The 23,919-nt window shown below is 70.7% G+C and carries 18 protein-coding genes; 8 read left to right on the top strand and 10 right to left on the bottom strand.

Translation table 11 applies throughout. The features are described 5' to 3' along the window. Positions 1 to 71 precede the first annotated feature (71 nt). Genes ndk through ileS form a run of 4 tightly spaced genes read right to left on the bottom strand, consistent with a single transcriptional unit; the run spans position 72 to position 5,719 of the window. Complete coding sequence (ndk, locus tag E3O44_RS02350; RefSeq protein WP_134532129.1) at positions 72 to 494, bottom strand: nucleoside-diphosphate kinase; 423 nt, start codon at positions 492 to 494, stop codon at positions 72 to 74. Then, positions 491 to 850 (bottom strand): DUF4233 domain-containing protein, encoded by a 360-nt coding sequence (locus tag E3O44_RS02355; RefSeq protein WP_241975965.1) that lies wholly within the window; start codon positions 848 to 850, stop codon positions 491 to 493. The genes ndk and E3O44_RS02355 overlap by 4 nt, the downstream gene beginning before the upstream one ends. Further along, positions 847 to 2,232, bottom strand: coding sequence for a bifunctional folylpolyglutamate synthase/dihydrofolate synthase (locus E3O44_RS02360; RefSeq protein ID WP_241975967.1), 1,386 nt, complete (start codon positions 2,230 to 2,232; stop codon positions 847 to 849). Before E3O44_RS02360 ends, E3O44_RS02355 begins: the two co-directional genes overlap by 4 nt. Beyond that, positions 2,225 to 5,719, bottom strand: coding sequence for an isoleucine--tRNA ligase (gene ileS / locus E3O44_RS02365; protein ID WP_134532133.1), 3,495 nt, complete (start codon positions 5,717 to 5,719; stop codon positions 2,225 to 2,227). Before ileS ends, E3O44_RS02360 begins: the two co-directional genes overlap by 8 nt. 331 nt (positions 5,720 to 6,050) lie before the next feature. Here ileS and E3O44_RS02370 point away from each other — a divergent pair, with 331 nt between their 5' ends. The 7 genes from E3O44_RS02370 (at position 6,051) to E3O44_RS02400 (ending at position 14,907) form a co-directional block, all read left to right on the top strand. Next, positions 6,051 to 7,712, top strand: coding sequence for an ABC transporter substrate-binding protein (locus E3O44_RS02370; protein WP_134532135.1), 1,662 nt, complete (start codon positions 6,051 to 6,053; stop codon positions 7,710 to 7,712). Beyond that, positions 7,697 to 8,701 (top strand): ABC transporter permease, encoded by a 1,005-nt coding sequence (locus tag E3O44_RS02375; RefSeq protein WP_420897903.1) that lies wholly within the window; start codon positions 7,697 to 7,699, stop codon positions 8,699 to 8,701. Before E3O44_RS02370 ends, E3O44_RS02375 begins: the two co-directional genes overlap by 16 nt. Next, positions 8,698 to 9,570 (top strand): ABC transporter permease, encoded by an 873-nt coding sequence (locus tag E3O44_RS02380; protein ID WP_134532137.1) that lies wholly within the window; start codon positions 8,698 to 8,700, stop codon positions 9,568 to 9,570. The genes E3O44_RS02375 and E3O44_RS02380 overlap by 4 nt, the downstream gene beginning before the upstream one ends. After that, on the top strand, positions 9,567 to 11,357 hold the full coding sequence (locus tag E3O44_RS02385; RefSeq protein WP_134532139.1) for a dipeptide ABC transporter ATP-binding protein: 1,791 nt from the start codon (positions 9,567 to 9,569) through the stop codon (positions 11,355 to 11,357). The genes E3O44_RS02380 and E3O44_RS02385 overlap by 4 nt, the downstream gene beginning before the upstream one ends. 235 nt (positions 11,358 to 11,592) lie before the next feature. After that, the gene (gene valS / locus E3O44_RS02390) at positions 11,593 to 14,175 is read left to right on the top strand and encodes a valine--tRNA ligase (protein ID WP_134532141.1); all 2,583 of its coding nucleotides are present in this window, start codon (positions 11,593 to 11,595) and stop codon (positions 14,173 to 14,175) included. A 10-nt stretch (positions 14,176 to 14,185) separates the two neighbouring features. Next, positions 14,186 to 14,632, top strand: a complete 447-nt coding sequence (locus tag E3O44_RS02395; protein ID WP_134532142.1) for a GNAT family N-acetyltransferase — start codon at positions 14,186 to 14,188, stop codon at positions 14,630 to 14,632. 5 nt (positions 14,633 to 14,637) lie between these two features. After that, complete coding sequence (locus E3O44_RS02400; protein ID WP_134532144.1) at positions 14,638 to 14,907, top strand: hypothetical protein; 270 nt, start codon at positions 14,638 to 14,640, stop codon at positions 14,905 to 14,907. A gap of 21 nt (positions 14,908 to 14,928) precedes the next feature. On the opposite strand, the gene E3O44_RS02405 is transcribed toward E3O44_RS02400, so the two are convergent. From E3O44_RS02405 to E3O44_RS02425, 5 genes are all read right to left on the bottom strand, one after another. Continuing rightward, complete coding sequence (locus E3O44_RS02405) at positions 14,929 to 16,155, bottom strand: MFS transporter (RefSeq protein WP_198415857.1); 1,227 nt, start codon at positions 16,153 to 16,155, stop codon at positions 14,929 to 14,931. A 54-nt stretch (positions 16,156 to 16,209) separates the two neighbouring features. After that, the gene (locus E3O44_RS02410; RefSeq protein ID WP_134532146.1) at positions 16,210 to 16,794 is read right to left on the bottom strand and encodes a dihydrofolate reductase family protein; all 585 of its coding nucleotides are present in this window, start codon (positions 16,792 to 16,794) and stop codon (positions 16,210 to 16,212) included. An 83-nt stretch (positions 16,795 to 16,877) separates the two neighbouring features. Then, a complete protein-coding gene (locus E3O44_RS02415) occupies positions 16,878 to 18,152 on the bottom strand; it encodes a thiolase family protein (protein WP_241975969.1) in 1,275 nt (424 codons plus the stop codon). Beyond that, positions 18,133 to 19,572 carry a class I adenylate-forming enzyme family protein gene (locus tag E3O44_RS02420; protein ID WP_134532148.1) on the bottom strand — a complete coding sequence of 480 codons (1,440 nt, stop codon included), beginning with the start codon at positions 19,570 to 19,572 and terminating at the stop codon, positions 18,133 to 18,135. The genes E3O44_RS02415 and E3O44_RS02420 overlap by 20 nt, the downstream gene beginning before the upstream one ends. A gap of 43 nt (positions 19,573 to 19,615) precedes the next feature. Further along, positions 19,616 to 20,506 carry a methyltransferase domain-containing protein gene (locus E3O44_RS02425; RefSeq protein ID WP_134532150.1) on the bottom strand — a complete coding sequence of 297 codons (891 nt, stop codon included), beginning with the start codon at positions 20,504 to 20,506 and terminating at the stop codon, positions 19,616 to 19,618. A gap of 137 nt (positions 20,507 to 20,643) precedes the next feature. On the opposite strand from E3O44_RS02425, the gene E3O44_RS02430 reads away from it, so the two are divergent. Beyond that, a complete protein-coding gene (locus E3O44_RS02430; protein WP_134532152.1) occupies positions 20,644 to 22,710 on the top strand; it encodes a M3 family metallopeptidase in 2,067 nt (688 codons plus the stop codon). A gap of 14 nt (positions 22,711 to 22,724) precedes the next feature. Here the strand turns inward: E3O44_RS02430 and E3O44_RS02435 are convergent, their stop codons facing one another. Next, positions 22,725 to 23,891, bottom strand: coding sequence for a benzoate/H(+) symporter BenE family transporter (locus tag E3O44_RS02435; protein ID WP_198415858.1), 1,167 nt, complete (start codon positions 23,889 to 23,891; stop codon positions 22,725 to 22,727). Positions 23,892 to 23,919 lie beyond the last annotated feature (28 nt).

Consider the following 23,919-nt stretch of genomic DNA (forward strand, 5'->3'; position numbering starts at 1 on the left):
TAACCGCCGAGTGTCGCCGTTCCGCCGACTACTCTCGGCGGGAACGGCGACACTCGGCAGTGCGGCAGGTGCTAGTCGAACCAGAGGGCCAGTTCGCGGGCGGCGGACTCGGGCGAGTCCGAGCCGTGCACGAGGTTTTGCTGGACCTTGGAGCCCCAGTCGCGACCGAGGTCTCCGCGGATCGTGCCCGGCGCCGCGGTCGTGGGATCCGTCGTGCCGGCGAGGGAACGGAAGCCCTCGATGACCCGTTCGCCCGCGATGCGGATGGCGAGGATCGGCCCGCTCTCCATGAACTCGACGAGGGGCTCGAAGAACGGCTTGCCCGCGTGCTCGGCGTAGTGCTCGGCGAGCAGGGAACGGTCGGCCTGGACGAGTTTGATGTCGACGAGGGAGTACCCCTTCTGCTCGATGCGTCGCAGGATCTCTCCGGAGAGGTTGCGGGCGACGCCGTCTGGCTTCACCAGGACGAGGGTTTCTTGGACCGGGGTGCTCATGAATTCTCCTTGTTGTTGTCTAATCTCGAGCCGGTGACCATGCAGTATGCCCACATGGCGGTGAACAGTGCGCCGACGATGAACATGGCCGGGTTGACGAACCCGGTCAGGACGATGACGGCCTGGACGAGCCAGCCGATCGCGTACGACCAGTTGTAGCGGAGCAGGCCGATCGTCGCGACCATCACGAGGCAGAGCAGCGCTCCCCCGCCGAGGGCGAGCCAGGCCGGCAGCGAGCCGAGCCCGAAGAGCAGCAGCGCCGCGAGGAACACGATGATCGTCTCGAAGCCGAGCACGATCGAGGCGAGCGACTCGCGCACCGACCGCGGTCGCCGCCCGCGCGGGGCGTCGGTCACTTCTTGAGCCATTCGCGGGCGGCCGCGAGGGACAGTGCCTCCCCGACGAGGGTGATCGAACCGGTGACGATCACTCCGCGGCGCGGGGCGTCCGCGGCCCAGGTCCTGGCGGCGTCGAGCGCGTCTGCGACGTCGTCGAAGCGGCTGACGGCATCCTCGTTCGTTCCGGCGGCGACGATGTCGGCGAGGTCGTCGACGGGGATGGCCCGGTCGGACTGGGACTGGGTGACGTGGAACCGGGTGACGACGGGGGCGAGCGCCGCGACGATGCCCGCGGCGTCCTTGTCGGCGAGGATTCCGATCACGGCGACGACCTCATCGAAGTGGAAGTAGGTGCCGAGGGCCTCGGCCAGGGCGCCGGCCCCGTGCGGGTTGTGTGCGGCATCCACGAGCACGGTCGGTTCGACGCCGACGAGCTGCAGCCGGCCGGGCGAGGTCGCGGTCGCGAGCCCCTCCGCGAGGATGTCGTGGTCGAGCGGACGGGTGCCCGCGCCGAGGAAGGACTCGACGGCGGCGATCGCGACGGCCGCGTTGTGGGCCTGGTGGGTGCCGTACATCGGCAGGAACAGGTCGGTGTACGTCGCAGCGAGGCCGCGGACCGTGATGAGCTGCCCGCCGACGCCGACCTGGCTGTCGAGCAGGGCAAACTCCTCCCCCTCGCTCGCGAGGGTCGAGTCGGTCAGTTCGACGGCACGTTCCAGCTCGGCCTGCACGGTCTCGGCCTGCCGGGCGCTGACCACGGATGCCGCGGGCTTGATGATCCCGGCCTTGGTCCGGGCGATCTCCGCGACCGTGCCGCCGAGCCGTTTGGTGTGGTCGAGCGCGACCGGGGTGACGACGGCGACGAGGCCGTCTGCGACGTTGGTGGAATCCCACTCTCCGCCCATGCCGACCTCGATCACGGCGACGTCGACGGGTGCGTCGGCGAAACAGGCGAAGGCGAGCACGGTGAGCGCCTCGAAGAAGGTGAGCGGTTCTTCGTCCTTGGCACCGAGTTCGGCGTCGACGATCGCGAGGTACGGCTGGATGTCCTCCCAGTTCGCCGCGAGGTCCCGGTCGCTGATCGGTTCCCCGTCGATCACGATCCGTTCGTTGAGGCGCACCAGGTGCGGGCTCGTCATCATGCCGGTGCGCAGTCCGTATGCGCGCAGGATGCTCTCGGTGATCCGGCTCGTGCTGGTCTTGCCGTTGGTGCCGGTGATGTGGATCACCGGGTACGTGGTCTGCGGGTCGCCGAGGAGCTCGACGACCCGACGGGTCGGGCCGAGGCGGGGGCGCGGGGCGGCTTCGCCGACCCGGTCGAGCAGGGCGGCGAAGACGGCCTCACCGGCGTCGCGGTACTCGTTGTCTTCTGGCAGGTTCTGGTCCATCGAATCAGACATTCACGATTCCGTTCTCTCGGGCGACGGCGACGAGCACCGGCCCGCGGTTGGCGTAGCGGCCGGCCTCGAAGCGCACGTAGTGCTCGACGGGCGCGCCGGCGAGCAGTTCGAGCCATTCTGAGGGCACGGCGCCCGTGAGGATGGCCGGGTCGACCTCGGTCGGGGCGTGCGCGGCGAAGCGCACGGTGAGCGTTTCCGCGGCCACGTCGACGCCCGGCGCGAGGCGCAGGGTGTCGAGGTCGGCCTGGTCAAAGAAGACGAGGTCGAGGCGGATCCGGTCGGCCACGAAGAATCCGGCCGACTTGCGGGTGTCCTGGACGGCGCGGATCAGGTCGCGGGCGAAGCCCTCTGCCTCGAGCTCCGGCGTGGTCACGGTGTCGAGCAGCACGAACCCGCCGCCCTGCAGCAGGGCGAGGGCGGGTCCGGTCTGCGTGACTCCCGCGGATGCCGCGTCGGTGTTCCCCGCTCCTGTGCCGGCCTCCAGCACGAGTTCGTATTCGCCGGCCTCGAGCGCGATGCCGCCGGCGGTCACGACGCCGTCCGTCTCGCTCCAGTCTCCGCTGCGCGCGGCCTTGATCGCGACCTGGACCTGCTTGCCGATCCGGGGCCCTGCGGCACGGGCGTTGACGGTGAGCCGGGAGGTGATGCCGTAGTCCGCAGCGCTGTCCTCGGCGAGCTCGACGAGGCTCACGCTCTTCACGTTGAGTTCGTCGCGCAGGATCGCCTCGAAGGGGGCGAGTGCCGCCGTTCCGCTCGTGACGACGGTGAGCTGCGCGAGCGGCAGCCGCACGCGCAGGCCGGCCTGCTTGCGCAGCGAGAGCACGGTGGAGCTGATCGTGCGGACCTGGTCCATCGCGGTGACGAGGCCGTGGTCCGACGGGAAGAGGTCGGCGTCCGGCCAGTCCGTCAGGTGCACGCTGCGGCCGGCGGTCAGTCCCTGCCAGATCCGCTCGGTGACGAGCGGGAGAAGCGGGGCGGCGACCCGGCACACGGTCTCGAGCACGGTGTACAGGGTGTCGAAGGCTTCCGTCGCGGTGCCGCCTGCGACCGCGCCGGTCCAGAACCGGTCACGCGAGCGCCGCACGTACCAGTTGGTCAGCACGTCGGCGAAGTCGCGAAGCCGGGCGGTCGCCTGGGTCGAGTCGAGCGCCTCGAGGTCGCTCGTGACGTCGACGATGAGGTCGCGGGTCTTCGCGAGCAGGTACCGGTCGAGCACGTCGGTCGAGTCGGTGCGCCAGACGGCGTCGTAGCCGTTCTCCCCCGACGCGTTCGCGTAGAGCGAGAAGAAGTACCAGGTGCTCCAGAGCGGCAGCATCACCTGGCGGGTGGCCTCACGGATGCCCTCCTCCGTGACGATGAGGTTGCCGCCGCGCAGCACGGACGAGCTCATCAGGAACCAGCGCATCGCGTCGCTTCCGTCGCGGTCGAAGACCTCGAAGACGTCGGGGTAGTTGCGCAGCGACTTGGACATCTTCTGGCCGTCGTTGCCGAGCACGATGCCGTGGCTCACGACGTTGGTGAATGCCGGCCGGTCGAAGAGGGCGGTCGAGAGCACGTGCAGCAGGTAGAACCAGCCGCGGGTCTGGCCGATGTACTCGACGATGAAGTCCGCCGGGTTGTGGGTGTCGAACCAGTCGCGGTTCTCGAAGGGGTAGTGCACGGCCGCGAAGGGCATCGACCCGGAGTCGAACCAGACGTCGAGCACGTCGGTGATCCGGCGCATCGTGGATTTCCCTGTCGGGTCGTCCGGGTTCGGCCGGGTGAGCTCGTCGATGTACGGGCGGTGCAGGTCGCTCGGGCGCACCCCGAAGTCGGCCTCGAGCTCGTCGAGCGAGCCGTAGACATCCGTGCGGGGGTAGTTCGGGTCGTCGCTCTTCCAGACCGGGATCGGTGATCCCCAGTACCGGTTGCGGCTGATCGACCAGTCGCGGGCGTTGCCGATCCACTTGCCGAACTGGCCGTCCTTGACGTTCTCCGGCACCCAGGTGACGTCCTGGTTGAGTTCGACCATGCGGTCGCGGAACTCGGTGACGCGCACGAACCAGCTCGACACGGCCTTGTAGATCAGCGGGTTGCGGCAGCGCCAGCAGTGCGGGTAGGAGTGCTCGTAGCTGGCCTGGCGCAGCAGCCGGCCTTCCGCCTTGAGCATCTGGGTGAGCGGCTTGTTCGCGTCCGACCAGAGCAGGCCGGCGACCTCCGGCACGTCGGCGAGGAACTTGCCGCCCTCGTCGAGGGAGATGATCACGGGGATGCCGGCGGCCTCGCAGGCCTTCTGGTCTTCCTCGCCGTATGCGGGCGCCTGGTGCACGATGCCGGTTCCGTCCGCGGTCGTGACGTAGTCGGCGAGCAGGATCGTCCACGCCTTCTGGGTGTTCCAGACGGATGCGTCGGCGTAGTAGTCGAAGAGGCGGTCGTAGGCGACGCCCTCGAGTTCGCGCCCCGTGACCGTACGGGACACGGCAGCGGAGGCCTCCGCGGGCGTGTCGTAGCCGAGGTCCTTGGCGTAGTTGCCGACGAGGTCGATCGCGATCAGGTACTCGGCGCCGAGGACGGAGACGTCCACGCGGGCGGCGTCGCTGCCGGAGGCGGCCTCCTCGCGGAGCACGGTCGCGTCCGGGGTGCCGTTCGGGCCGGCCGGGACGACGGCGTAGACGATGTCCGGGCCGACGGCGAGGGCCAGGTTGGTCGGCAGGGTCCAGGGGGTCGTCGTCCAGGCGAGGGCGCGCACGGCGGTGAGGCCGAGGGCTTCGGCCTTCGTGCCGACGAGCGGGAACGTCACGGTGACGGTCTGGTCCTGGCGCATCTTGTAGACGTCCGCGTCCATGCCGAGCTCGTGGTTGGAGAGCGGAGTCTGGTCGCGCCAGCAGTACGGCAGCACCCGGTAGCCCTCGTAGGCGAGGCCCTTGTCGTGCAGGGTCTTGAACGCCCAGATCACGGATTCCATGAAGGTGATGTCGAGGGTCTTGTAGTCGTTCTCGAAGTCGACCCAGCGGGCCTGGCGGTTGACGTACCGCTGCCAGTCGTCGGTGTACTTGAGCACGGAGTCGCGGGCGACCTTGTTGAAGGCCGCGATACCGAGCTTCTCGATGTCGGCCTTGTCGGTGATGCCGAGCTGCCGTTCGGCTTCGAGCTCTGCGGGGAGCCCGTGGGTGTCCCAGCCGAAGCGGCGGTGCACGAGCTTGCCGCGCATGGTCTGGAAGCGCGGGAACAGGTCCTTCGCGTAGCCGGTGAGCAGGTGGCCGTAGTGCGGCACGCCGTTCGCGAAGGGCGGGCCGTCGTAGAAGACCCATTCCTCGGCATCCGCCCGGTTGTCGATCGACGCCTGGAAGGTGCCGTCGGCCTTCCAGTATTCGAGCACCTCGGTCTCGATCGCCGGGAAGTTCGGCGAGGGAACGATGGGAGCGGCTGCGGCGAGCGCGGCCTGATCGTGCGCTGCGGGCTGGGCGTCTGCTGCCGGGACGGGCGGGGCTTTGGGGTACACGTGCATCTCCTGGACAAAAGGGGCCGACAGGCCCTGTTCCACGAGGACGCCGGCTCCGGGAAGATTCGACGCGGTACCACCTCGCTTGCCGTCTTAAAGCTGTGACGACCGCTTGTTCAGAGGCTGTGACGGGCCCGACCCGTTCGGTTCTACCAGGGGTCCGCCTTGCGACGATTCCCGTTCTTCCGAAGACTCACCGGTGATGGCCGGATCACTGTCATGCGAGCGTAATTCTATCCCGTCGGAGCACCGGGTGCGGGAATTTCGGGCCGGACCGTGATGTTTTACGATGGGACCCGGTACGGCCCCGCCACGCCGAGAGAGATTCCTTCCCCCCATGCCCCCTCTGGTTCACCACTCCCGCGCGCCGCGTTCGCTCGCCGTCGTCTCCGCCCTTGGCGCCATCGCCCTGATCCTGACCGGGTGTTCCGCGTCGCCACCGGCCGCGGAGAACACCGCTCCGGTCTCCGGCGGCACGCTCACCTATGCCTCGGGAGACGCCGAGCCGACGTGCCTCGACCCGCACGTCGGCGGCAACTACCCGCAGGCCCTCGTCGGCACGCAGTTCCTCGAATCGCTCGTCTCCCGCGACAGCGCGGGCACGATCATCCCGTGGCTCGCATCGAGCTGGACGCAGAGCGCCGATGGCCTCGCCTGGGACTTCACCCTGCGCGACACGGTGACCTTCACCGACGGGACCCCCTTCGACGCGGCGGCCGTGCAGGCGAATCTCGCGCACGTCCAGGACCCGAAGACGGGCTCGTCGACCGGGTACCTCGCCGTGCGGAAGGTGGTGTCGACCACCGTGGTCTCCCCCACCGTCGTGCGCCTGACCCTGAGCGAACCCGACAGCGCCCTGCTCGAGTCGCTCAGCCAGCCGTGGCTCGCAATGGAGTCTCCGAAGGCCCTCGCCCGCAGCCAGGACGAGAATTGCGCCGCCCCGGTCGGCACCGGCCCGTTCGAGGTCGCCTCCTGGGTCAAGCAGGATGCGATCACGCTCGTCAGGAACGACGCGTACAGCTCCCCTCCGGCCGATGCCGCGCACTCCGGGCCCGCCTACCTCGACTCGATCGTCTGGCGGTTCATCCCCGACTCCGCGTCGCGCTACGCCGCCCTGCAGTCGGGAGCCGTTGACGCGATCGACAACGCCCAGCCGGACACGATCGTGCAGGCGGAGAAGAGCGGCAGCATCCGCCACCTCGACGCGCCCCGGCCGGGGGCGTCGAACCGGATCGAGCTTAACTCCAGCCGGGCCCCGTTCAACGACCCGCTCGTGCGCGAGGCGTTCATCCGCGCCTCCGACGTCGACTCCGCCGTCTCGAGCCTGTTCCAGGGCACGGCGACCCGGTCGTTCTCCGCGCTCTCGAGCATCGAGCCGCTCGGGGTGTCCCGGCCGGACCTGTTCGGCTACGACCCGACGGCGGCCGGCACCCTGCTCGACTCGGCAGGCTGGACCGGCCGGGACTCAGCGGGGTACCGCACGAAGGACGGCGTGCGCCTGTCCGTCGTGTTCCCGGTGAGCACCAACCAGTCGATCCCGGCGGAGCAGTCCCTGTTCGAGCAGGTGCAGGCGACCGCGAAGACCGTGGGCTTCGACGTCGTGCTCTCGCCGCTCGACCTGTCGGCCTGGTACACCGCCCTCGGCTCGAACGCCTACGACGCGGTGAGCGCGCCGTACACGAAGGTCGGCCCCGACGTGCTCCGTACCCTCTTCGACTCGGCCGGCATCGTGCCCGCGCCGAGCGGGTACTTCGCCAACCACGCCCAGGTGAATGACCCGGAGGTCGACGCCTGGCTCACCGAGGCCTCCCAGACGGCGGATGCGACCCGGCGCGCCGCACTCTACGCGCAGGCCCAGAACCGTGTCCTCGAGGGCTTCTACGTTCTACCGCTGTACGACCAGCAGAACCACTACCTGCTCTCCTCCGTCGTCTCCGGTACCCGGGCGATGCCGACGGTCTCGACGCCCACGTTCTACGACGCGTGGCTGAACCGGTAACGTCGACCCACCCGGCCGACCCGTCGCGGCCGGCCGTTCTCCGGCGAGCCCTGCCGCGGCGCGCCCTGCTGCGCGGCGCCGCCCGGATCGGCGGGGCCGTTCTCGTGCTCTGGCTTGTCGCGACCGTGACGTTCTTCGCGATGCGGCTCGTCCCCGGCGACCCGGCTGAGGCCGTGCTCGGCGGGCCGGGATCGCAGACCTCGCCGGAGGCGCTCGCTGCGGTGCGCGCCCAGTACGGCCTCGACCAGCCGATCGTCACGCAGTACCTCGCCGAGCTCGGCCGCCTCGCCACCGGCGACCTCGGCCGGTCATACGCCCTCCGCGTCCCGGTCGCGCCGCTCCTGCTCGGGCAACTCGGCGGTACCCTCCTCCTCGCCGTGCTCTCGCTGCTGCTGGCGTGGCTCTTCGCGATCGGCCTCGCCCTGTTCTCCACCCGTGCGGGGCGCTGGGGGCGGATGCTGGGCTCCGGACTCGAGATCGGTGCCGCCGCCCTGCCGCACTTCTGGCTCGCGAGCGCACTCATCGTGGTGTTCAGCAGCTGGCTCGGCCTGTTGCCGCCGGTGAGCACGCCCGGCCCGGCCGGCCTGGTGCTGCCCGTGCTCACCCTCGCCATCCCGCTCGCCGGTTTCCTCGGCCAGGTCATGCGCGAGTCGATGCTGACGGCGCTCGAGGCTCCGTTCGTCGTCTCCGCGCGGGCACGCGGGGAAAGCGAGGCGGGCATCCGCCGGGTGCACGTGCTGCGCCACGCGAGCCTGCCGGGGATCAGTCTCTCCGGGTGGGCGTTCGGGTCGCTGATCAGCGGGGCCGTCGTCGTCGAGACGATCTTCGCGAGGCCGGGCCTCGGCCGCACCCTGCTGAACGCCGTCACGGTGCGGGACGTTCCCGTCGTGATCGGCGTCGTGCTGTTCGTCGCGGCCGCATACATCCTGATGACCCTCCTGACCGATCTCGCCCAGCGGATCGCAGACCCGAGGCTGCGGCGCGCATGAGCGACCTCGAGATCCAGGCCGGTCTCGCCGGGGCGGCGGCACGGCGCCGGTCCGGCAGAAGGATCGCCGGCCGGATCGGCGTCACCGAGGTCCTAGCCGCCGTCTTCGCGCTCTTCCTGCTCGTTGCCACCCTCGCCCCCGGTCTCGTGGCGCCGGGAGACCCGCTCGCGATCGACCCGCGTTCGGCGTTCCAGGCCCCCTCCTGGGCGCACTGGTTCGGCACCGACGAATCCGGGCGTGATGTCTACACCCGGGTCAGCCACGGCACCTTGAGCTCGCTCCAGATCGGGGTGGCGGCGACCCTGATCGGCCTCGGGTTCGGGGCAGTGCTCGGCACCGTGGCCGGCATGCTCGGTTCGGTCGTCGACTTCACCGTGAACCGCCTGCTCGAGGTCATGTTCGCCTTCCCCGGCTTGTTGCTCGCCCTGCTGTTCATCATGGTCTTCGGGCCGGGGCCCGCGACGGCGACCCTCGCTGTCGGGCTCGCGACCGCGCCCGGCTACGCCAGGATCATCCGGGCCCAGCTCGTCTCCGTGCGTTCCTCGGCCTTCGTCGAGGCCGCGACCGTTCTCGGTCGCAGCCGCGCCCGCATCCTCCTGCGGCACATCCTGCCCAACACCCTCGCGCCGCTTCTCGTGCTCGGCACCCTCGGTATCGGCCAGGCCATCATCTGGGCGGCGGCCCTCAGCTACCTCGGCCTCGGCGCCAAGCCGCCGGCCGCCGAATGGGGCGCGATGCTCTCTGCTGGCCGCACCTACCTGAGCACCGCCGTGTGGATGAGCTTCTTCCCCGGGCTCTTCGTTGTGCTCACCGCGATCTCCGCGACCGTCCTCGGGCGCGCCGTCGAACGACGACTGAGGCACGCATGAGCGGGGCGCGCGTGACCGGCGGAGGCGGGACCGGTCCGATCCCGACCGGCACGGGCTCCACCGGCACGGACCCCGGGACCCTCTCCGGCACCGTCCCCCGAGCGGATGCCGCGAAGCCCCGCCGCGGACCCGCCCTGCTGGTCCGCGGGTTGAGTGTGGGTTTCGGCGGCGTCCCCGGAACGAATCCCCTCATCGACGACGTATCCTTCGAGGTCGCTCCCGGGGAATGCCTCGCCATCGTCGGCGAATCCGGCTCGGGGAAGAGCCTCACCGCGCGCAGCCTGCTCGGTCTCGCCGGGGCCGGCTCGTGGCTGCACGCCGACGAGCTGAGCCTCGGCGGGGCATCCGTGCTCGGTCTCGGCGAGGCAGGCTGGCGGCGCAGGCGAGGCCGCGATGTCGGACTCGTGCTGCAGGACGCGCTCGTCTCGCTCGACCCGCTGCGGCCGATCGGGCGCGAAATCGGCGACGCCTTGCGCCTGCACACGTCTTTGTCGGCAGGCGCCCGGGCACGGCGGGTGCTCGAGCTCCTCGCCGAGGTCGGGCTTCCCGACGGCGAGCTGCGGGCCGGCCAGCGTTCCGGGCAGCTCTCCGGCGGCCAGCGGCAACGCGCGCTGATCGCCGCCGCGATCGCCCTGCGCCCGCCGCTGCTGATCGCGGACGAGCCGACGACGGCTCTCGACGTGACCGTGCAGGCGCGGATCCTCGACCTGTTCGAGGAACTGCTGCGGGCGGGGACGGCCCTCGTGCTGATCAGCCACGACCTTGCCGTCGTGAGCCGGATCGCCGACCGGGTCGCGGTGATGAGCGGTGGCCGGATCGTCGAAACGGGCGCGACCCGCGCACTCCTGGCCGACCCGCAGCACGCCGAGACGAAACGGATGATCGCCGCGGTCCCGGCGGGACGGCCCCGCGGGACCCGGCTCTCGGCGCAGGACCGCCCGCACCGGCCGGAACCCGAGATCGATCCCGCGGTCCTCACCGCGATCGTTTCCGGGTCCGTTCCGGCGACCGCCCCAACGTCCGTTTCGGCAGCCGCCGGCCGGGTCGTGCTCGAGGCATCCGGGCTCGTCAAGAGTTTCCGGATGCCCAACCGGAGCCGGCTGCTCGCCGTGAACGACGTCTCCTTCACGCTCGACCGCGGCACCACGCTCGGCATCGTCGGCGAGTCCGGTTCGGGCAAGACGACGCTCGCCCGGCTGCTGCTCGCGCTCGAGCCCCCGGACGCCGGCGAGGTCCGTGTGCTCGGCGAAGCCTGGAGCGGGGTCCCCGAGCGCGCCAGACGCCCCAGGCGTGCGGCACTCGGCGCCGTCTACCAGGATGCGCTCGCCTCCTTCGACCCGCGACTCACCGCCGGCGCCATCCTCCGGGACGTCGTCGGCTCCGCTGATCAGTCGGTCGAACTCCTCGATCGGGTCGGACTCGCCGCTTCCGTGCTCGGCCGGCGACCGCTCGAACTCTCCGGCGGCCAACGGCAGCGACTCGGCATCGCACGCGCCCTCGCGAACCGCCCGCAGATCCTGATCTGCGACGAACCGGTGTCCGCGCTCGACATGACCGTGCAGGCCCAGGTGCTCGACCTCCTCGACGAACTGCAGCGCGACCTCGGCCTGAGCCTCGTCTTCATCTCGCACGACCTCGGCGTCGTGCAGCACGTCAGCGACCGGATCGTCGTCATCGAGAACGGATCGGTCGTCGAATCGGGCGGGACCGGGCCGGTCTTCGCCGCGCCGGCGCATCCGTACACCCGCCGTCTCCTCGACGCCGTGCCGCGCCTGCCCACCCCCTGACCCCACCTGTTCCGAATTCAGGAGTTCAGACCCCCGGTGCCTGCCGCTGCCCGGAATTCCGGGGGTGCGACCTCGCACAACAGCAGCAACTCCTGAATTCGGCACACCCCACGTACCGGTGGCGGGGCGGGACCCCCCGAATCGCCGGTGAACGGGGCATCGGGTAGGTTGGGAAAGGCCAATATTCAGGCACCTCACCGCAGACACGGTGCCGCAGACAGTAAATCGGAGAAACATGACGATCCCGAACGTTCCGGATAAGCCAGCCCTCGAGGGCCTCGAGAACAAATGGGGCGGCACCTGGGACACCGAGGGCACCTACCGCTTCGACCGCGACTCCGCGACCCGGGCGAACATCTTCTCCATCGACACTCCCCCGCCGACCGCGTCCGGCTCGCTGCACATCGGCCACGTGTTCTCCTACACGCACACCGACGTCGTTGCGCGGTTCCAGCGGATGCGCGGCCGCGACGTCTTCTACCCGATGGGCTGGGACGACAACGGCCTGCCGACCGAACGCCGGGTGCAAAACTACTACGGCGTGCGCTGCGACCCGTCGCTGCCGTACGCCCCCGACTTCACGGCGCCCTTCGAGGGCGGCGACGGCAAGAGCACCAAGGCCGCAGACCAGGTGCCGATCAGCCGCCGCAACTTCATCGAACTCTGCGAACGCCTCACCCTCGAAGACGAGAAGCAGTTCGAAGCGCTCTGGCGCGACCTCGGCCTGAGCGTCGACTGGACCCAGACCTACCGCACGATCGGTTCGCACTCGATCGCCTCCTCCCAGCTCGCGTTCCTCGGCAACGTCGCCCGCGGCGAGGCCTACCAGGCGATGGCCCCGACCCTCTGGGACGTCACCTTCCGCACCGCGGTCGCCCAGGCCGAGCTCGAGGACAAGGACATGCCGGCCGCGTACCACCGGGTCTCCTTCCGGAAGCCGGACGGATCCACGATCGAGATCGAGACCACCCGGCCCGAGCTGCTGCCGGCCTGCGTCGCCCTCGTCGCGCATCCCGACGACGAACGCTACAAGCACCTCTTCGGCACGACCGTGCGCACGCCGCTCTTCGACGTCGAGGTGCCCATCCTCGCCCACCACCTCGCCCAGAAGGACAAGGGCAGCGGCATCGCGATGATCTGCACCTTCGGAGACGTGACCGACGTGGTCTGGTGGCGGGAACTCGACCTGCCCAACCGCGCGATCATGGGCTTCGACGGCCGCATCATCGCCGAGGCGCCCGAGGTCATTGCGAGCGCCGCCGGAATCGCCGCCTACGCGGAGCTTGCCGGAAAGACCGTGTTCTCCGCCAAGCAGGCCGTCGTCGCGCTCCTCAAGGCGAGCGGCGACATGATCGGCGAGCCGAAGCCGATCGTGCACCCGGTCAAGTTCTTCGAAAAGGGCGACAAGCCCCTCGAGATCGTCTCGACCCGCCAGTGGTACATCCGCAACGGGGCCCGCGACGAGGCACTCCGGTCCCGTCTGCTCGCGCACGGTGCCGACCTGCAGTGGCACCCCGAATTCATGAAGGTCCGCTACGACAACTGGGTCAACGGCCTCACCGGCGACTGGCTCGTGTCCCGTCAGCGTTTCTTCGGCGTTCCGCTTCCGATCTGGTACCCGCTGGATGCCGACGCGAACCCGGTCTTCGACCAGCCGATCGTCGCCACCCGCGACCAGCTCCCCGTCGACCCCTCGTCCGACACCGCGCCGGGATACGACAGCACCCAGCGCGGCCAGGCCGGCGGTTTCGTCGGAGAGGTCGACGTGATGGACACCTGGGCGACGTCCTCGCTCACCCCGCAGCTCGCCGGCGGCTGGGAACGCGACCCCCAGCTCTTCGACCTCGTCTACCCGTACTCGCTCCGCCCGCAGGGCCAGGACATCATCCGCACCTGGCTGTTCTCCACCCTGCTCCGCGCCGAGCTCGAGGACGGCCGGTCACCGTGGAAGCACGCGGCCCTGTCCGGCTTCATCGTCGACCCCGACCGCAAGAAGATGTCCAAGTCGAAGGGCAACGTCGTCACCCCCGCCGACATGCTCGTGCAGCACGGGTCGGATGCCGTGCGCTACTGGGCGGCATCGTCGCGCCTCGGCACCGACGCGGCCTTCGACCCCAAGAACCCGACCCAGATCAAGATCGGCCGTCGCCTCGCGATCAAGATCCTGAACGCGTCGAAGTTCATCCTCGGCTTCGACGGGGCAGCGGATGCCGCGGTCACCGAGCCCCTGGACCGCAGCATGCTCGCCCGCCTCACGAGCGTCGTCGCCCAGGCGACGACCGCCTTCGAGGGCTACGACCACGCCCGCGCCCTCGAAGTCACCGAGAGCTTCTTCTGGACGTTCTGCGACGACTACCTCGAGCTCGTCAAGGAACGCGCGTACGGCGAAGCCGGCGCCGGGCAGGCCTCCGCCGTCGCGGCGCTCCGCACCGCGCTGTCGACCCTGCTCCGTCTGTTCGCCCCGTTCGTGCCGTTCGCGACCGAAGAGGCCTGGTCCTGGTCGAACGAGGGATCCGTGCACCTGGCCTCCTGGCCGGTCGCGGCAGACCTGGCAGCGGGTGCAGGCGGGAACCCCGCACTGCTCGAGCTGTCCAGTCGCGCGCTCACCGGCATCCGCCGCGGAAAGACTGATGCAAAAGCGTCCCAGAAAACCGACGTCGCATCTGCTGTAATTAGCGGTACGGCTGCAGAGGTGGCCCTGCTCGCGCAGGCTGCCGCAGATCTGCAGGCGGTCGGCCGGATCTCGGAGTTGGTTTTTGCAGAAGGCGGCGAATTGGCCGTCACGGAGATCGTGCTCGCCACGGTGTCGGAGAGTTAGGGAGAACCAGATGGCTATTCACGTACGAGCATTGGGCGACAAGGATTTTTTCGCCTGGCTGGGTCTCTTCGAGGGATACAGCGAGTTTTACAAGAGCGAACTGACCGATGAGAAGGCCCTCCGCGTCTGGAGCTGGATCATCGATCGGAACCACGTACTGAACGGCGCGGTCGCGGTCAATGATGACGGTGACTTCGTGGGCTTCGCGCACTACCGGGAGGTGCCGAACACGCTGAGCGCCACCCGCGGCCTCTTCATCGACGACCTGTTCGTCGTGCCGGAGCACCGTACGGGCGGCGTCGGCCGTGCGCTGATCGAGTTCGCCAAGGGCTACGCGGTCGAGCACAAGCTCACCACGGTGCAGTGGATCACCGCAGCGGACAACGAGACCGCCCAGCGCCTCTACGACGACGTCGGTACCCGCACCGACTGGGTCACCTACGAGATCGAGCTCTGAGCCCGATGCAGGTAGGAACCCGCTGGCCGTTCGGCGGCACGGCGCCGTCCGGGCTGCCCGAGGTCGTCCTCCTCGCGGTCAGCACGGTCGAGGAGGACCTCACGGTCGCTCCGAAAGAGGGCACGGATGCCTGGCGCTGGACACTGACCTGGCTGGAGGCCAAGCCCGTGATCGAGCTCGACGACGGCACCGTGATCCGCTACAACCCGGTCGACGACAGCGCCACGATCACGCAGCCGTCGATCGAGGTCGAGGACGACGAGGACTGGATCTAAGTCCCCACGGTTCCGCGGGGACTAATCCCGCGGGACCGCGGGATTCGTCGCGCCCGGCCGGTCCGTTCTCGCCGAGCGGGCGAGGCGGATCATCGCCGCGGCGCCCAGGACCGGCCCGGGCACCAGGACCAGCAGCGCGAACTGCCAGCCGACGAGTCCCGCGAGCACCGGGACGACCTGGATCGTGATGACCGTGATCAGGAAACCGATCGCCGTCTGAACCGTCAACGCCGTGCCCACGTAGCGCGGATCCGCGGACTCGCTGAGCGACGTCGAGAACACGCCGGAATCGGCGATGACGGATGCCCCCCAAACCGTCAGCGCGATGACGAGGGTGACCGGTGCCGACGCGAAGAACACGGGCGACGCGAGGGCACAGCTACCGCTGACGATCAGGGCTCCGGCGGCCGCCGGGCCGCGGCCGTACCGGTCGGCCGCCCACCCGCCCAGCAGCGCACCCGCCGCACCGGCGACCCCCATCACGAGGAACACGACGAGGGTGTCCCAGGCCGCACCGGGCTCGCCCGCCATCGACCGTCCGGCGCGGACGAACGCGGGCAGCCAGGTCCAGAGGGCGAAGAGTTCCCACATGTGGCCGAAGTAGCCGAAATTGGCCAGGCGCGAACGACGGTCCCGGAACATGTCCACGGCGTACCGGGCGTTGATCGGGGTGCTGCCGGACGCGCCGTGCGGGCCCGGCCGGATCAGGAGCGCCGCGACGACCGCGGCGGCGGCGGCGAGCACCGCTGACACGTTCATCACGTCCCGCCACGCCAGATTCGGCAGGCCACGGACGAGGTGAGGCAGGGCCGAACCGAGGGTCAGGGCCGCGATCATGAGGCCGAAGGCCCGTCCCCTGGCCCGGGGCGGCGCCCAGGACGCCGTGAGTTTCATTCCGACCGGGTACACCCCGGCCAGGAGCGCACCGGTCAGGAAGCGCGGGAGCAGTGCGGTCGCGAGGCCCGTCGCCGTCGCGGTGAAGGCGAGGATGCAACCGGACGTTCCGAGCGCGCACCCCGCCATCAACAGCTGGGGCGGTATCCGGTCCGCCGCGTTCAGGACCGCGGACACGACGGCGCCGACCACGAAACCGAGCTGCACGGATGCCGTCAGCCAGACCGCGTCGACCGCCGAGATCTTCCAGTCCAGGCTCAGCGCGGGGACGACGGCGGATGCGGAGAACCAGGCGGACATGGCCAGGACCTGGACCAGCGCGATCAACAGCCGTTGCCGCCTCTGCCGGGTCACGACCCGCCCTCCGTCCTCGGCTCCCGGCGGCACCGCGGCTCCCGGCGGCAGGGGCTAAGCCACCGGGGGTACGGATCCGGCCTGCGGAACCACATAGCGCAGGTACACCATTCCGTTGCGGAACCGCCGTTCGCCTCTGAGCTCGAGCGGCAGCCTCAGGTGCTCCGGCAGGAACCGGGTGCCGCCGCCGACGATGATCGGCGTCACGAACCGGTGGATCTCATCGACGATGCCCGCCTTGAGCGCGTGCGCGGCGAGCCCCGGCCCGCCGACGGACACGCTCAGCCGGCTCTCCGACACCAGGCGGCGTACCTCGGCGGCGTCGAAGGAGCGCTCGATGCGCGTCCGCATCGTCGTGGCCGCCGCGAGGTTGTGCGAGTAGACGATCTTCTCGGCGGCCTGCCAGATGTCGGTGTACTCCCGCACCACGTCCGGCGGATCGACGAGTTCCCGCGCGGTCTCCCAGAACGCCATCGTCTCGTACATTCTCCGGCCGTACAGGTAGGTGCCGATCTTGCGTTCGAGGGCGTTGATGAAGGCGTGCACTTCGTCGTCGGGCGTCGCCCAGTCGAAGTCGCCCGCCGCATCCGCGGTGTACCCGTCGAGCGACGTAATGCCCGAGTAGATCAGCCTGCCCATGTGTCCTCCCGTCGCCGGCGTCCGCAGGTTCATACTGGCCTGCCCTGCCGCCGAGGGGAAGTGCACGCCCACCCGACGGGCGACTAAACGGGCGTGCCCTCCCAGCGGAAGAGCGCGGCGAGGCCGAGGCCGCCGGCGATGCTGACCATGGCGAGGGCGTGCGCCCCGTCGACCGCTTCGGTACGGGCCTGGGCCAGCAGCCGCAGCACGACCAGGGCACCGGATGCCCCGAACGGGTGCCCCAGTGCGAGGGCGCCGCCCTGCCGGTTGGCACGGTCCTCCGCCACGTCGATCACGTCGAGGGAGGCGAGCACCTGGGCCGCGAAGGCCTCGACGACCTCGACGAGGGCGAGGTCGGCGGCGGGGATGCCGGTGCGCGCGAGCAGGGACCCGGCCGCCTGCCCGCCGCCGGCGCCGAGCAGGTTCGGATCGAATCCGGCAGAGACGGCGTCGACGAAGGCGAGGATGCCGGTGCCACCCGTCCCGGTCTGCAGCGCGCCGCTCGCCACGAGCTCCCGGGCGCGGGCCCTGCTCGTGACGACCACGACGACGGCCCCGTCGGCGTCCGCGCACGAATTGCCGGCGGTGACGGTCCCGCCCGGGCGGAAGGCCGGCGGGAAGCGACGGAGCAGGGCCGCGTCGAGCGTCGGACGCGGGCCCTGGTCGATCGTGACGGGTGCGCCGCCCGCGCTGCTCGCTTCGTTCCCGACGATCCCAACGATCTCCGGCTCGAACGCGCCCGCCTCGGCGGCGGCGACCGCCAGACGGTGGCTGCGGGCGGCGAAGGCGTCCTGGCGCTCCCTGCCGATTCCGAAGTGCGCGGCGACATTCTCGGCGGCCACGCCCATGTCGGGGTCGCCGACAGAATCCGGCGCGAACCGCACCCGGTCGAAGAAGTCCGGCGCCCCCGGAGCAGAACTCAGTCGGTGTGCGCGGAGCGGCGCGGTGCTGCAGCTCTCGACGCCGCCGGCCAGATAGAGGCTGCCGGCGCCCGCCGCGACGAGCCGGCAGGCGAGCACGATCGCTTCCAGCCCGGACCCGCACTGCCGGTCGACGGTCAGGCCGGGCACGCTCACGGGAAATCCGGCCTCGAGCAGCGCGAGGCGGGCGAGGTTGCCGCCGCCACCCGTAGCGTTCCCGATGATCACGTCGTCGATGCCCACGGGATCGAGGCCGAGGTCGGCGACGACCGCGGAGAGCACGGGGGCGAGCAGCCAGTCGGCGGTGACGCGGGACAGGGCGCCGCCGCGTCGGCCGAAGGCCGTGCGACGCCCCCAGAGAACGACGGGCTCACGGTCGGCGGCAGTCGGGATGGTGGGGTCAGTGGAGGCGCTGCGCTCAGTCGAGGCGGTGGACACGAGGGTCTCCTTCGGTGATCCAGGCGGCGAGCAGCCGCCGGCTGAGCTTTCCCGCGCCGGTGAGAGGCAGCTCGGTGATCCGGTAGTAGCCGCGCGGTCGTTTCGGGGCGGCGAGGACGAACGCGGCCGTCCTCAGGTCGGCACGGGTGACCAGGGGGGCGTCTGGGCCGCTCTCCTCGACGACGGCAGCGACGAGCAGCGTGCCGCGCCGGGCATCCGCGAGGCCGGTCACGACGACCTGTCCCGCGGCACCGCCGAGGCCGGAGAGAAGGGTCGCCTCGACCTCCTGCGGGTAGACGTTGCTGCCCGAGGTGACGATCATGTCGGCCAGGCGTCCCTCGACGTGCAGTTCCCCGGCGACGTCGAGGTGGCCCCGGTCACCGACCGTGCACCACTCGCCCGTCCGGGCGAACGCGGAACCGTCGTCGCCCCAGGCGTAGCCCGCGCTGACGAGGCGGCTTCTCACGAAGATGGTCCCGGTGGTTCCGGGGGCGGATGCCCGACCCGCGTCGTCGAGGACGCGCACCTCGACGCCGGGGAACGGCCGGCCGACGGCGGTCGGCGACCCGGTCCGGTGCTCGCCGGGGCGGAGCCGCCTGGCGCTCACGAAACTCAGTTCCGCGGCGCCGTAGTAGTCGAAGACGGTCGCACCGGGCGCCCAGTTCCGGACGCTCGCGAGGGTGGCGCCGTCGAGCCGGGCACCCGCGCTGACGATCCCGGTGAGCGCGTGTGCGTCCACCCCGGATGTCAGGCCCCGCTCGCCGAGCAGCCGGAGTACGGTCGGGACGGCGACGATGCGGGTGACGCCGGCGTGGGCGACGGCGTCGAGGGCATCGCCGACGTCGACACGCTCCAGGGTGTGGAACGCCGCCCCCGCGGAGAGGGTCTCGGCGAGGGCGTAGAGAGTGAGGCTCGCCGACAGCGGTCCGGGGGCGAGGACCCTGTCGTCGGCGCCGAGCTCGAACCAGGCGGCACTTGTGGCGAAGGCGCGCTGCCAGGAGTCCCTGCTGCGCGTGAACGCCTTGGGCAGCGCAGTGGTGCCCGAGGTGAAGCCGTATAGGAAGATCGAGTCCGAGGGCCCGTCGCGGAGGTCTGCGGGCGCGGCGGCGGGTGGCGTCGAGGGGCCGGCGCCCTGGAGCATCCGCTCGACGGCCGAACGCTGAAGGGCCGGCCAGCCCGGGTCGAGCACGGCGACGGTGCCGGTGCCTGCGACCGCGGCGACGAAGTCCACGATGAAGGCCACGCCGTTGGGGCGGCAGAGCACGGTGGGGCCGCCGGACGACTCCCCCGCGAGTTCGCGGGCGCGGGCGCTCGCCCGGTCGACGAGTTCGGCGTAGCTGAGCCGCTCCGCACCGATCGTGACCGCGTTCGCGTCCGGCCGCAGGGCGGCCCAGTGCTGGAGGCGGTCGAGGAAGGGCACGCTCGAGTCTACTTTTTCCGAAGTCCCCCTCGACGGACCTGCGCTACTTGACCGCGATGATCTCGCCGTGCGGCATGCCGAACCAGCCGTCGGGGTCGCCCGCCCACTGGCGCCAGGCTGCGGCGATGGCGCGCAGGTCGGCAAGGTCGGCGGCCCCGGATTCGATTGCGTGCGCGGCGAAATCGGACTCGGTCGCGCGCAGGGCCCAGGATTCCCCCCACCAGTCGCGTTCGGCATCCGTGGCGAAGCACCAGATGGATGCGCTGCTCGTCACGGCGTCGAAGCCGGCGAGCCTGGCCCAGGCCTTGAGCGCGCGGCCGGCGTCTGGATCACCGCCGTTCCAGTAGTGCACCGCGCGGTAGGCGGTCATCCAGGACTGGAGGCCGGGGAGCTTGGGGTACCAGGCCACGCCGCCGTAGTCGACGTCGCGGGCGGCGAGGATGCCCCCGGGCTTCAGCACGCGGCGGAGTTCCTTCAGGGCGGCGACCGGGTTCGCGAGGTGCTGCAGCACCTGGTGCGCGTGCACGAGGTCGAAGCTGTCGTCGGCGAAGTCGAGGGCGTAGACGTCGCCGACCCGGAAGGTGACGTTGGACATGCCCTCGTCGACGGCGAGCCCGGCCGCCTGGGCGACGATCGCAGCGGAGGCGTCGACTCCGGTCACCGTGCCCGGAGAGACCCGACGGGCGAGGTCGACGGTGATCGTGCCCGGCCCGCAGCCGACGTCGAGGACCCGCAGCCCCTGCGTGAGGTGCGGGATCAGGTACGCGGCCGAATTCACAACCGTGCGCCACGTGTGCGACCGGAGCACGCTCTCGTGGTGCCCGTGCGTGTAGGTGTCGCGGATCGCCTCGCCGGACGGGGCGATCTCGACCCGGTCGGGGTTCGCGATGTCCGGCTGGGGGCGTACTGGCTCGCGTGCTGGCTCGTCGGTCATGCAGACAGCCTAGGACCTGTACCGAATTCAGGAGCCGGACTCCCGCAGGGCGCCACTGGCCGGCATCCGCTGCACTGGTCCGGGCCCTGGCACCCGGTCGGGGGCCGGACTCCTGAATTCGGAACTAGGTTTAAGAGATGGACCAGCACAACCCCTTCGCCCGGCCGAGCACGCTCCCGTTCCAGCTCCCGCCGTATGCCGCTATTCGCGACGAGCATTACCGGCCCGCGTTCCTCGAGGGCATGGCCGAGCAGCTCGCCGAGGTCGAGGCCATCTGCTCCGACCCCGCAGAGCCGTCGGTCGACAACACGCTGCTGCCGCTCGAACGGAGCGGCCAGTTGCTGGACCGGGTCGCCGCGGTGTTCTTCAACCGCAGCTCCTCCGATTCGAGCCCGTTCACGATCGCCCTGGACGAGGAGCTCGCTCCCCTGCTCGCGGCGCACTCCGACGCGATCCGGCTGCGCCCCGAGCTCTTCACGCGCATCGCGGCCCTGCACTCGCGGGCGGATGCCCTCGGGCTCGACCCGGAGACCCGGTACCTCCTCGAGCGGTACTTCACCCAATTCACCCTCGCCGGGGCCGGGCTGTCCGACGCCGACAAGGCGCTGCTCCGCGATTTCAACACGCGCCTGTCAGTCGCCACCACCCGGTTCGAGAAGAACCTCCTCGCCGACACCAACGACCTCGCCCTCTTCGTCGACGACGCCGCGGAGCTCGACGGTCTCTCCGCCGGCCAGCTCTCGGCGGCGGCCCAGGCCGCGACCGACCGGGGCCTGCCCGGCCGTTTCGTGATCACCCTGGTGCTCTTCACCGGCCACCCCTACCTCGCGCTGCTCACCAACCGGGGCGTGCGCGAACGGTTGCTCGCCGCCTCCCGCGCCCGGGGCATCCGTGGCGGAGAGCACGACAACCGCGCCCTGGTGCTGTCGATCACCCGGCTCCGCGCCGAGCGGGCCCGCCTGCTTGGCTTCGCGACCCACGCGGCGGCGGTCACCGCCGACGAGACCGCCAGGACGCCGGCCGCCGTCGGGGACCTGCTGCACCGTCTCGCCGTTCCGGCGGCCCGCAACGCCCGGGCGGAGCAGGCAGAGCTGCAGGCGCTCGTCGACGCCGACGTCGCCGCGGGGACGCTCGCCGAGGGCTTCGAGATCGCCGCCTGGGACTGGGCGTTCTACTCCGAGCGGCTGCGCCGGGCCCGGTACGAGGTCGACACCGCCGCCCTGCGCCCGTGGTTCGAGCTCGAGAGCGTGCTGCGTGACGGGGTCTTCTACGCCGCCCAGCGCCTCTACGGGGTGACCTTCGCCGAACGTCCCTCGCTCGCCGGGTGGCACCCCGACGCGCGCGTGTTCGAGGTGTGCGAGGAGGACGGTTCCCCCGTCGGCCTGTACATCCTCGACGTGTACACCCGGGATTCCAAGCGCGGCGGGGCGTGGATGAACGCCCTCGTCTCGCAATCGGACCTGCTCGGCACTCCCGTGATCGTCTGCAACAACCTCAACGTGCCGCAGCCGGCCGACGGGGAGGCCACGCTGCTCAGTCTCGACGAGGTGACGACGCTCTTCCACGAATTCGGCCACGCCCTGCATGGGCTGTTCGCTCGGGTCACCTACCCGAAGTTCTCCGGGACGAACGTGTACCGGGACTTCGTAGAATTCCCCAGCCAGGTCAACGAGATGTGGCGCTTCGACCCCGAGGTGCTCGCGAACTATGCCCACCACCGGGAAACCGGCGAGCCGCTGCCCCCGGAGGTCGTCGCGGGCATCCACGCATCGGAGACCTTCAACGAGGGCTTCGCGACGAGCGAGTACCTCGCCGCCGCACTGCTCGACCAGGCCTGGCACGGCATCGAAGCGGATGCCGGCACCGGCGTCACGGATGTCGCCGCCTTCGAGGCCGCGTGTCTCGAGGCGGCCGGACTGGACAACCCCGCGGTGCCGACCCGGTACGCGAGCACCTATTTCGCGCACACCTTCTCGGGTGGCTACGACGCCGGCTACTACTCGTACATCTGGAGCGAGGTGCAGGACGCGGACACGGGCGCCTGGTTCGCGGAGCACGGCGGCCTGACCCGGGAGAACGGCGAGCGGTTCCGGGAGCGCCTGCTCGCGCGCGGGGGCAGTGTCGACCCGCTCGAGGCGTACCGGGACTTCCGGGGACGCGATGCGATCATCCAGCCCCTGCTCGACCGGCGCGGCCTGAACTGACGGGCGGCCCGAGTTCAGGCGGAGAGAGCCGGGCCTGACCGGCGCCAGCCCAGCCAGGCCAGGAACACGGCCCCCACGGCGAGGCCCCAGAAGGCCGAGCCGATGCCGAGGATGACGACTCCGGACGCGGTCACGATGAAGGTGGCCGCCGCGGTGATCACGTGGGTGGCGTCCTCGAGCGCGCCGGTGATGCTCGTGACGAAGGCGCCGAGGAGGGCGAGCCCGGCGACCGCCTCGATCAGGATCGGCGGGGACGCCGAGACCAGCGCCGCGGCGAACCCCGCCGCGAGCCCGAGCAGAAGATAGGTCACGCCGCTCGTGACCGTCGCGATCCACCGCTTCGAACGGTCGCGGTGCGCGTCCGGGCTCGCCATCAGGGCCGCCGTGATCGCGGCGAGGTTCACCCCGTGGGCGCCGAACACGGAGCCTGCGGCCGTGGCCAGCCCGGAGGCGACCAGGATCGGACGCGGCGGCGCACGGTAACCGAAGGTCGACAGCACGACGAAGCCCGGCACGTTCTGGCCGGCCATCGTGACAATAAAGAGCGGCAAGCCGAGGCTCACGATCACAACCGGGTCGAAGACCGGCGGCACGAACACGAGCTGCGGTGCCGAACTCGCAGCGGTGAGCCAGCCGGTGCCTGCGGTGAGCACGATGCCGACGATCGCGACGAGCATCGCGGCAGGGACGGCCCAGCGCCGGGCGAGCCGGAAGAGCACGAGCCAGACCAGCACGACGGGGACGGCGAGGAGGGGCTGCTGCACGGTCGCGGTGACCGGGGCGATACAGATCGGGAACAGGATTCCGGCGAGCATCGCACTCGCAATGGGCTTCGGGATGCTCGTGATCAGCCGTCCGAGGGCGGGCCAGAGTCCGCAGAGCGCAATCAGGACCCCGCAGACGAGGAAGGCTCCGGCGGCGGCGGCGAAGTCCTTCGTGGTCTGGCCCGCAGCCACGAGCAGGGCAGCTCCCGGCGTCGACCAGGCGAAGGAGATCGGCATCCGGAAGTACCACGGGAGCGCGGTGCACGTCACGCCGACGAGCAGGCAGAGTGCGAGCAGGCCGGAGGCGGCTTCCGCGTCGCTCGCCCCGACCGCGCGAAGCCCGGCGATCACGAGGACGAAGGAGCTCGCGAACCCGGTGATGGCCGCGACGATGCCCGCACCGGCAGGCTGGAACATGGCGACCCCTCGTCGTCAGGTGGACGTC

The organism is Cryobacterium algoricola (genome assembly GCF_004402485.1).
In the GTDB taxonomy this organism is placed as follows: Bacteria; Actinomycetota; Actinomycetes; order Actinomycetales; family Microbacteriaceae; genus Cryobacterium; species Cryobacterium algoricola.

Coding starts and splice junctions, on each gene's coding strand:
- E3O44_RS02425 (WP_134532150.1), bottom strand. CDS start 20,506: ATGACCGACGAGCCAGCACGCGAGCCAGTACGCCCCCAGCCGGACATC.
- valS (WP_134532141.1), top strand. CDS start 11,593: ATGACGATCCCGAACGTTCCGGATAAGCCAGCCCTCGAGGGCCTCGAG.
- E3O44_RS02400 (WP_134532144.1), top strand. CDS start 14,638: ATGCAGGTAGGAACCCGCTGGCCGTTCGGCGGCACGGCGCCGTCCGGG.
- E3O44_RS02370 (WP_134532135.1), top strand. CDS start 6,051: ATGCCCCCTCTGGTTCACCACTCCCGCGCGCCGCGTTCGCTCGCCGTC.
- E3O44_RS02430 (WP_134532152.1), top strand. CDS start 20,644: ATGGACCAGCACAACCCCTTCGCCCGGCCGAGCACGCTCCCGTTCCAG.
- E3O44_RS02410 (WP_134532146.1), bottom strand. CDS start 16,794: ATGGGCAGGCTGATCTACTCGGGCATTACGTCGCTCGACGGGTACACC.
- ndk (WP_134532129.1), bottom strand. CDS start 494: ATGAGCACCCCGGTCCAAGAAACCCTCGTCCTGGTGAAGCCAGACGGC.
- E3O44_RS02385 (WP_134532139.1), top strand. CDS start 9,567: ATGAGCGGGGCGCGCGTGACCGGCGGAGGCGGGACCGGTCCGATCCCG.
- E3O44_RS02435 (WP_198415858.1), bottom strand. CDS start 23,891: ATGTTCCAGCCTGCCGGTGCGGGCATCGTCGCGGCCATCACCGGGTTC.
- E3O44_RS02380 (WP_134532137.1), top strand. CDS start 8,698: ATGAGCGACCTCGAGATCCAGGCCGGTCTCGCCGGGGCGGCGGCACGG.
- E3O44_RS02360 (WP_241975967.1), bottom strand. CDS start 2,232: ATGTCTGATTCGATGGACCAGAACCTGCCAGAAGACAACGAGTACCGC.
- E3O44_RS02395 (WP_134532142.1), top strand. CDS start 14,186: ATGGCTATTCACGTACGAGCATTGGGCGACAAGGATTTTTTCGCCTGG.
- ileS (WP_134532133.1), bottom strand. CDS start 5,719: ATGCACGTGTACCCCAAAGCCCCGCCCGTCCCGGCAGCAGACGCCCAG.